Annotated in this window: 3 protein-coding genes; 2 read left to right on the top strand and 1 reads right to left on the bottom strand. The window is 41.4% G+C overall.

All coding sequences use genetic code 11. The annotated features are described in order from the left end of the window. On the bottom strand, nt 1–209 hold a 209-nt coding region (locus tag IQ228_RS27005; RefSeq protein WP_228044091.1), incomplete at its 3' end, for a hypothetical protein. Between IQ228_RS27005 and efp the strand changes: the two genes are divergently transcribed. Together efp and accB are read left to right on the top strand one after the other, a co-directional pair. Beyond that, the gene (gene efp, locus IQ228_RS25830) at nt 208–765 is read left to right on the top strand and encodes an elongation factor P (RefSeq protein ID WP_193964979.1); all 558 of its coding nucleotides are present in this window, start codon (nt 208–210) and stop codon (nt 763–765) included. The genes IQ228_RS27005 and efp overlap by 2 nt on opposite strands. Nucleotides 766–1063: 298 nt before the next feature. Next, nucleotides 1064–1585 (top strand): acetyl-CoA carboxylase biotin carboxyl carrier protein, encoded by a 522-nt coding sequence (accB, locus tag IQ228_RS25825; protein ID WP_027404329.1) that lies wholly within the window; start codon nt 1064–1066, stop codon nt 1583–1585. Nucleotides 1586–1636 lie beyond the last annotated feature (51 nt).

Raw genomic sequence — 1636 nt, 5'->3', positions numbered from 1 at the left:
GGAGGAGGCAGGGGAAGTAGGGGAAGTAGGGGAAGTAGGGGAAGTAGGGGAAGTAAGGGAAGTAAGGGAAGAAATATTAATTTTGCCTGTTCCCTCTTCCCTGTTTCCTCTTCCCTGACAAATAACAACTGACAAATAACAACTAACCAATTATGACGCTGGAAGGGTACAATAAATGCCGATTGTCTTGCAAAATTTGAAAGTTTCATGATCTCTAGTAACGACTTTCGACCTGGTGTTTCAATTGTATTAGATGGTTCGGTTTGGCGCGTGGTAGATTTCCTTCACGTTAAGCCAGGCAAGGGTTCTGCCTTCGTGCGGACAACACTGAAAAACGTCCAAACTGGCAAACAGTTAGAAAAAACTTTTCGGGCTGGAGAAAGCGTTCCCCAGGCAACTTTGGAAAAAGTGACGATGCAACATACCTATAAAGAAGGCGATGAGTTTATCTTTATGGATATGGAAACCTATGAGGAAGGTAGATTAACTTCAGCGCAAATTGGCGATCGCGTCAAGTACCTCAAAGATGGTATGGAAGTTAACGTGATTCGCTGGGGCGAACAAGTCCTAGAAGTAGAACTACCTAATTCCGTAGTTTTGGAAATTGTGCAAACAGATCCCGGTGTCAAAGGTGATACTGCTACAGGTGGTACTAAACCCGCAATCCTGGAAACTGGGGCAACTATCATGGTTCCTTTGTTTATTGCCCAAGGGGAACGGATTAAGATTGATACCAGAGAAGATAAGTATTTAGGCAGGGAATAATTTTCCTATTTTTTTGATACCAATTTGGAATAGTGAGGAATACAGCAAAAGTCAGCAATTAGGAGTCAGCGTCAGGAGTAAAACCCTGTTGTGGCATAAGTTTAATTCATGTCAATTGAGTTCTTAATTACCTGGAAAGTTGCCATAAAATCCAAAATCTAAAATCCTTCGACTGAGCGAAGTCGAAGTCCAAAATCTAAAATTGGTACTCATGATTTCAATCCCTTTTTTATAGAGGGATTAAATCCCTGCCTTACTTAGAATTTTAATTTAACAGTTAGGTCGAGGTAAAATAATTGTGACATTAGACTTTAATGAAATCCGTCAGCTATTAGTAACTATTGCCCAAACAGATATTGCGGAAGTTACCCTCAAAAATAATGAATTTGAGCTAACAGTCCGAAAAGCTGTCAGTTTTAGCAATAATGCTCCAGGAACAGTTAGTGGTGTGGTGAGTGCTGGTGTAACCCAGTTGGTATCTACAGCCTTACCAAGTTCCACTGAGGGGGCTGTAACCAATAAAGTTGTTGATAATTCAGTCGCACAAGCTCCTCATTCTTCTTCACCAATTAATCAAAAATTAGTTGAAGTACCATCACCAATGGTAGGGACATTTTACCGTTCCCCAGCCCCAGGAGAAGCAGCGTTTGTGGAGGTAGGCGATCGCGTCAAAGCTGGTCAAAGTGTCTGTATCATTGAAGCCATGAAGCTCATGAACGAAATTGAAGCCGAAGTCTCTGGACAAGTGATGGAAATTTTAGTTCAAAATGGTGAACCAGTAGAATATGGTCAGCCTTTAATGAGAATTAACCCTGATTAAGTATTAAATGGGGAACAGGGAAAAGGGGAAGTAGGGGAGTAGGGGGAGTTG

This window comes from Dolichospermum sp. LEGE 00246 (assembly GCF_015207865.1).
GTDB lineage: Bacteria > Cyanobacteriota > Cyanobacteriia > Cyanobacteriales > Nostocaceae > Dolichospermum > Dolichospermum heterosporum.
Note: the sequence above shows the minus strand (reverse complement) of the source record. Positions and strands in the feature narration are given on the sequence as shown.